The organism is Sandarakinorhabdus rubra, assembly GCF_010994245.1.
In the GTDB taxonomy this organism is placed as follows: domain Bacteria; phylum Pseudomonadota; class Alphaproteobacteria; order Sphingomonadales; family Sphingomonadaceae; genus Sandarakinorhabdus; species Sandarakinorhabdus rubra.
The window spans coordinates 1-5,417 of the sequence record NZ_WMHO01000181.1 but is presented as its reverse complement, the minus strand read 5'-3'; the positions used below and the strand labels follow the sequence as shown (position 1 = coordinate 5,417).

The window sequence follows — 5,417 nt, the reverse complement described above, 5'->3', positions numbered from 1 at the left end:
TGGCGGGCCGGGCGGAGGGCCGGGTGGCCGTTCGCGCGGCGGCCGGGTGCGAGTGAAGACCGCCCGGCGCCGCAGCCCGCAATCGACCCGCTGGCTCGAACGCCAGCTCAATGATCCCTATGTCGCGGCAGCACGGGCGCAGGGCTATCGCAGCCGGGCCGCCTTCAAGCTGAAGGAGCTGGACCAGCAGTTCAGCCTGCTGGCCGGCGTGGAGCGGGTGGTCGATCTGGGCGCCGCGCCGGGCGGCTGGTGCCAGGTGGTGAAGGAAAAGCGCCCGCGCGCGCGCGTTGTCGGCATCGACCTGCTGCCGATCGAACCGCTGGCCGGGGTGGAGCTGTTCCAGAAGGACATCACCGACGATGACACGGCGGCGCTGATCCTCGAAACGCTGGGCGGCCCGGCCGACCTGGTGATGAGCGACATGGCCGCCAACACCGTTGGCCACAAGCAGACCGATCATCTGCGCACCATGGGCCTCATTGAAGCGGCGCTGGACATGGCGGCGCTGCTGCTGCGCCCCGGCGGCAGTTTCCTTGCCAAGGTGCTGGCCGGTGGCGGCGACGGCCAGTTGACGGCGGCGCTCAAGCGGCATTTTGCCAGCGTGAAGCAGGTCAAGCCGCCGGCCAGCCGCAAGGGCTCGAGCGAATGGTATGTGGTGGCGCAGGGGTTCAAGGCCCCTGATGCGGCGTCCGTCACGACCGTCCCGCAATGAAGCTGTTGCCAGCCCCACGATTGGCTGGCAATCAAATGCAAAGGCAACAGCTTGGCCCGTCCCATTGCCGCCCAATGCAGGCAGCGACACAAGAGGGTGCGGCCAAGAGGACAGGCGGGTGGGGGTGGATACGGCATGACGGCGCGGCAACCGGCGGAATGGTCTGCGCACGCCGCGACATGGACGGCCTTTCCTTCGCATCCCGAACTGTGGGAGGCCGATCTGGGGCCCGCCCAGGAGGAAGTGGCGGCCATGGTGCGCGCCATCGCGGCGGGCGAACCGGTCGATCTGCTGGTGGCCAACGACCGGGCGGCAGCGGCGGCGCGGGCCCTGTTGGGCACGCTGGTGACCGATGGTACCGTGCGCCTGCATGATTATGGCTTTGGCGACATCTGGCTGCGGGACACTGGTCCCTTGTTCCTGAAATCGCCGCATGGGCCGGCGGCGGCGGGGTTCCGCTTCAACGGCTGGGGCGGCAAATATGATCTGCCGGGTGATGATGGCGTCGCCGCCTTCATCGCCGGCCGCTGCGGCCTGCCGCTGGCCCGCCACCGCTGGGTGCTGGAAGGCGGCGCCATCGACGTGGATGGCACCGGCCTTGCCGTCACCACCGAGCAATGCCTGCTCAACCCCAACCGCAACCCGCGCATGGACCGGGTGGAGGTGGAAAGCCACCTGCGCCGCGACCTGGGCATCGATCGCCTGCTGTGGCTGGGCGAGGGGCTGCTGAACGATCACACCGATGGCCATGTCGACAATCTGGCGCGCTTTGTTGGCCCCGGCCGACTGGCGCTGCCGGTGGCGGCCGGCAAGGACGATCCGAACGCCCATGTCTATGAGGACGCAGCCGACCGCGCCCGCGAGTTCGGGCTGGAGATCGTGCCCATCCCCTCGCCCGGGCGGGTGGAGCGGGACGGGCGGCTCGTGCCGGCCAGCCACATGAACTTCTACATCGCCAATGCCGTGGTGGTGGTGCCGCTCTATGGCACGGCCAGCGATGCCGATGCCGTGACGGCGCTGGCCGGCATCTTCCCCGATCGCGACGTGGTGGGCCTGCGCGCCGATCATATCCTCACCGGCGGCGGCAGCTTCCACTGCATCACCCAGCAGCAGCCGCAATAGCGCCATCTTCCGCCTGCCACATTCATCGGCTAGGGCGCACAGCATGACCCGAACTGTCACCATCGCCGGCCTGCAGCTGGCCTTTTCCGGCAACCGCGACGCCGATATCGCGATGACTGCCGCCGCTGCCCGCGCCGCTGCCGCCGCTGGCGCGCAGGTGGTGCTGCCGCCCGAGCTGTTCGAAGGCCATTATTTCTGCCGCCACGAAGATGAAGGCCTGTTCGCCAACGCCCTGCCGCTTGACCGGCACCCGGCGGTGGCGGTGATGCGCGAAGTGGCGCTCGAAACCCGCACCTACATCCCCTGTTCCTTCTTCGAGAAGGACGGGCATCACCATTACAACAGCCTCGCCATGATCGACGATGGCGGCAACGTGATGGGCGTCTATCGCAAGAGCCACATCCCCGACGGGCCGGGATACGAGGAGAAATTCTATTTCCGCCCCGGCAACACCGGCTTCAAGGTGTGGCAGACCAAGCATGGCGTGATCGGCGTCGGCATCTGCTGGGACCAGTGGTATCCGGAAACCGCGCGCGCCCTGATGCTGCTGGGCGCCGAGGTGCTGCTGTTCCCCACCGCCATCGGCACCGAACCGCACGATCCGTCGCTCGACACAAGGCGGATGTGGCGCCGCGCGATGGTGGGCCATGCCGTGTCGAACGTCGTGCCGGTGCTGGCCTGCAACCGCATCGGCACCGAAGAGGCCGGCACCCCGCACGCCCAGAGCTTCTATGGCACCAGCTTTGCCTGTGACCAGCGCGGCGACATCGTGGCGGAACTGGATGACGCGACGCCCGGCACGGTGCTGGCGACCTTCGATCTCGATCTCGCCGCCCGCCACCGCGCCGCCTTCGGCTTCTTCAGGGACCGCCGGCCCGATCTCTATGGGCGGCTGGCCCAGGATATCTGAGGCTCAGGGCCGGAACGCCAGCGCCTGTGCGAGCGCGGTCTTCAGCATCTCGGGCGTGATGGTGCCGGTGTTCAGGTTCAGCCGGCTGGGGTGATAGGAATCGATCAGCGTCACGCCCGAAGGCAGCCTGTGCACGGCGCCGTGGCCAAAGCGATATTTGGGCAGCTTCCCGCCGATCGCCTTGATCGCCGCCTGGTGGGCGGTTTCGCCGAGCGCGACGGCGACCTTCAGTTGGGGCAGGGCTGCCAGCTGCTGCGTCAGCCAGGGCCGGCAGGCGTGCTTTTCATCTGTCGCCGGCAGGTTGTTCGGCGGGGCGCAGGCCACCGCGTTGGTGATGAACAGGCCGGGCGTGTTCCACCCCTCCGGCGCTTCGGTCGCCAGCCCCAGTTCGGCCAGCGTTGCGAACAGCAGGGCGCCGGCCTCGTCGCCATGAAAGGGCCGGCCGGTGCGGTTGGCGCCCTTCAGGCCCGGCGCCAGGCCGATGATGGCCAGCCACGCGCTGGCATCGCCCAGCGGCGGCACCGGCGCGTTCCACCAGCCGGGGTGGCGGGCGCGGGTTTCGTCGCGATAGGCGACCAGCCGGGGGCACACGGCGCAATCAATCGGCGGGGTGCCGGGGTGAGGGGTCTCGTCAGTCATGCCTCCAGCCTGTAGGGGCTCGGCGCGTCATGGCAATCATCCTTGTCGCCATCGGGTCCAACCGCTGCCACGGCCGTCACGGCCGGCCCGCCGGCGTGGTGCGCGCCGCCATCGCCGCGCTTCCGAACGTGGTGTCAGTCTCGCCGATCATCGCCACCGCGCCGCTGGGGCCGGGCACGCGCCGCTATGCCAATGCCGTGGTGGCGCTCGACTGGCCCGGAAGCCTGCCGGCGCTGCTGGCTGAACTCAAGGCGATGGAGAAAGGCTTCGGCCGGCGCCGCAGACGACGTTGGGGAGACAGGGTCCTCGATCTCGACATCATCGCGGCCGGCGATGCCGTTGTGACCACGCGCACACTCACCGTGCCGCACCCGGAACTGGCGCGACGGCGCTTCGTGCTCGATCCGCTGCTGGCGGTGGCGCCCGCCTGGCGGCATCCCGTTTCGGGGCTGACGGCGAGACAGTTGCGTGCCCGGCTGCTTCGCCCTAAAGCCGCCGCGTTGCCGTCTTCGCTGCCGGCCATGGGTCCTTAGCTCAATCGGTCAGAGCGCCCGCCTTTTAAGCGGTAGGTTCCGGGTTCAAGTCCCGGAGGACCCACCACTGCCGGCTGCGACGCGCCGCAACAATGAATGCGAAGAGGGAAGCTGATGAACCATCCGGTCCTGATCCCCATCCTCGCACTGATGCTGGCCGGCACTGCCGTTGCGCAGCAGGTGACGGTGGCCAGCAGCGGTACCCGCATCACCGACACGCGCCCCGGCACCGGCGCCGTTGCCGAGGCCGGCAACATGGTGGCGGTGCACTATACCGGTTGGCTTTCCATCGATGGCGCGAAGGGTCGCCAGTTCGACAGTTCGCGCGACGCCGGCCAGCCGTTCATCTTCCGGCTTGGCGCTGGCGATGTCATCCTGGGGTGGGACGAAGGCGTGGCCGGCATGCGGGTGGGCGGCCGCCGCACCCTCGTGGTGCCGCCGCAGGCCGGCTATGGCGATGCTGGCGCCGGCGATGCCATTCCGCCCGGCTCCACCCTGATCTTCGAGGTTGAACTGCTGGCCGTCGCGCCATGATGCCCGGCCGCCGCGTGCTGGTTCTACAGGGCGGCGGCGCGCTGGGCAGCTATCAGGCCGGGGTCTATGCCGCGCTCGACGCAGCGGGCTATTGCCCAGAGTCCGTTGCCGGCATCTCGATCGGCGCGATCAACGCAGCGCTGATTGCCGGCAACCCGCCGGAGCGCCGATTGGAACGCCTGCGCGCCTTCTGGGAGCTGGTGACGGGCCACCTGCCGTGGGAATGGCTGGCCGATGAGGGCGCCGGCGGCGCGCTCGCCGGATCGCTGCGCCACCAATGGGCGGCGGCGGCCACCGCGCTGATCGGCGCGCCGGGCTTCTTCCGTCCGCAGTTTCCGATGTGGCCGCAATGGTGGCCCGGCCAGGTGGCGCTGTATGAGACATCGCCGCTGCAGCGCACGCTGGATGAACTGATCGACTGGGACCTGCTGAACAGCGGCCCGGTGCGCATCGCGGTGGGTGCGGTGAATGTCGAGACCGGCAATTTCCGCTATTTCTGCTCTTCCCGCGAGCGGCTGGACGTGCGCCACGTCATGGCCTCGGGCGCGCTGCCGCCCGGGTTGCCGCCGGTGGAGATCGACGGGCAATGGTGGTGGGATGGCGGGCTGGTGTCGAACACGCCGCTCGATCATGTGCTCGACGACCATGACGAGGATGATCTCGGCATCGTCCAGGTTGATCTGTTCCCGGCGCGCGGGGGCCGGCCGGCAAGCCTTGCAGAAGTGGAGGAGCGCGCAGCCGACATCCGCTTTTCAAGCCGCACCCGCTTCACAACCGACGCACAGGCCCGGCTGAACGGCCCGCGCGAGGCCTGGGCCCGGCTGGCAGCCCGGTTGCCGCCAGAGCTGCGCGCCAGCGAAGAGGCGCAATTGCTCGACCGGGTGGCGCGCGGGCGTCGGGCGGTGGTCGCCCAACTCATCTATCGCGACCGCGCCTGGCAGGGCGCTGCCAAGGGCCGCGAGTTCAG

At 69.3% G+C, this 5,417-nt stretch carries 7 protein-coding genes and 1 tRNA gene; 7 read left to right on the top strand and 1 reads right to left on the bottom strand.

The features are described from left to right. The first annotated feature begins 46 nt into the window (after positions 1 to 46). The 3 genes from GJV64_RS10970 to GJV64_RS10960 all read left to right on the top strand — a co-directional run bounded on the left by GJV64_RS10970 (position 47) and on the right by GJV64_RS10960 (position 2,744). Complete coding sequence (locus GJV64_RS10970; protein WP_164157268.1) at positions 47 to 712, top strand: RlmE family RNA methyltransferase; 666 nt, start codon at positions 47 to 49, stop codon at positions 710 to 712. Between the two features lie 135 nt (positions 713 to 847). Next, entirely contained in the window at positions 848 to 1,834 is a 987-nt protein-coding gene (locus tag GJV64_RS10965; RefSeq protein WP_164157267.1) for an agmatine deiminase family protein, read from the top strand. Positions 1,835 to 1,877: 43 nt separating this feature from the next. Further along, positions 1,878 to 2,744: a nitrilase-related carbon-nitrogen hydrolase gene (locus GJV64_RS10960; protein ID WP_164157266.1), complete on the top strand. Its 867-nt coding sequence runs from the start codon at positions 1,878 to 1,880 to the stop codon at positions 2,742 to 2,744. A 3-nt stretch (positions 2,745 to 2,747) separates the two neighbouring features. On the opposite strand, the gene GJV64_RS10955 is transcribed toward GJV64_RS10960, so the two are convergent. After that, a complete protein-coding gene (locus GJV64_RS10955) occupies positions 2,748 to 3,383 on the bottom strand; it encodes a uracil-DNA glycosylase (RefSeq protein ID WP_164157265.1) in 636 nt (211 codons plus the stop codon). Positions 3,384 to 3,412: 29 nt separating this feature from the next. Here GJV64_RS10955 and folK point away from each other — a divergent pair, with 29 nt between their 5' ends. The 4 genes from folK to GJV64_RS10935 all read left to right on the top strand — a co-directional run. Further along, on the top strand, positions 3,413 to 3,916 hold the full coding sequence (gene folK / locus GJV64_RS10950; protein ID WP_164157264.1) for a 2-amino-4-hydroxy-6-hydroxymethyldihydropteridine diphosphokinase: 504 nt from the start codon (positions 3,413 to 3,415) through the stop codon (positions 3,914 to 3,916). Further along, positions 3,907 to 3,983: transfer RNA gene (locus GJV64_RS10945), tRNA-Lys, on the top strand. Before folK ends, GJV64_RS10945 begins: the two co-directional genes overlap by 10 nt. A gap of 47 nt (positions 3,984 to 4,030) precedes the next feature. Next, on the top strand, positions 4,031 to 4,450 hold the full coding sequence (locus tag GJV64_RS10940; protein WP_164157263.1) for an FKBP-type peptidyl-prolyl cis-trans isomerase: 420 nt from the start codon (positions 4,031 to 4,033) through the stop codon (positions 4,448 to 4,450). Then, the coding region (locus GJV64_RS10935) for a patatin-like phospholipase family protein (RefSeq protein ID WP_164157262.1) at positions 4,447 to 5,417 on the top strand (971 nt) is incomplete at its 3' end. The genes GJV64_RS10940 and GJV64_RS10935, both read left to right, overlap by 4 nt.